A 436-nucleotide genomic window follows, 5' to 3' on the forward strand; every position below is an offset into this window, starting at 1 on the left:
CATACCTGGATTCAAAACCATTTTATTTATGGGGGCTATCTGGAGAACATCGTGTTGATGTTCTGAAAGTTTGTAACAAAAATGAACCATTGCAAATGCAATCACAACAAACATTTTCTGATGGTCTTTTAGCATTAATTACACTAGGTATTTATGCACCTCATACAGTAAAAATTTGGTGTCCTAAGGAAGAATCATAATGAAAAATATACTATTAGGCGTTTTATGGCTTACTTTTTTTTCCGGTTGCTCAACAATCCATTTTGATAAAGGCGATCAAGTTAAATCTAATCAAACCACTCAATTATGGCATCATAACTTCGCCCTTTCTTTATATGAGGGCTCGCCAGTTGTAGACCTCCAAAAAGAATGTGCTAACACGCCTTGGGCATCAGTAAAAACCGAATTAACTTTTATAAACGGTTTGGCTAGTGGT

General features: G+C 35.6%; 2 protein-coding genes. Both read left to right on the forward strand.

The features are described 5' to 3' along the window. Positions 1–200: Bor family protein (locus H4J67_RS20045; protein WP_182171404.1), on the forward strand; the 200-nt coding region annotated here is incomplete at its 5' end. Then, a partial coding sequence (locus tag H4J67_RS20050) for a Bor/Iss family lipoprotein (RefSeq protein WP_182171407.1) occupies positions 200–436 on the forward strand: 237 nt, incomplete at its 3' end. The genes H4J67_RS20045 and H4J67_RS20050, both read left to right, overlap by 1 nt.

It is taken from the genome of Colwellia sp. BRX10-4 (assembly GCF_014077465.1).
In the GTDB taxonomy this organism is placed as follows: domain Bacteria; phylum Pseudomonadota; class Gammaproteobacteria; order Enterobacterales; family Alteromonadaceae; genus Colwellia_A.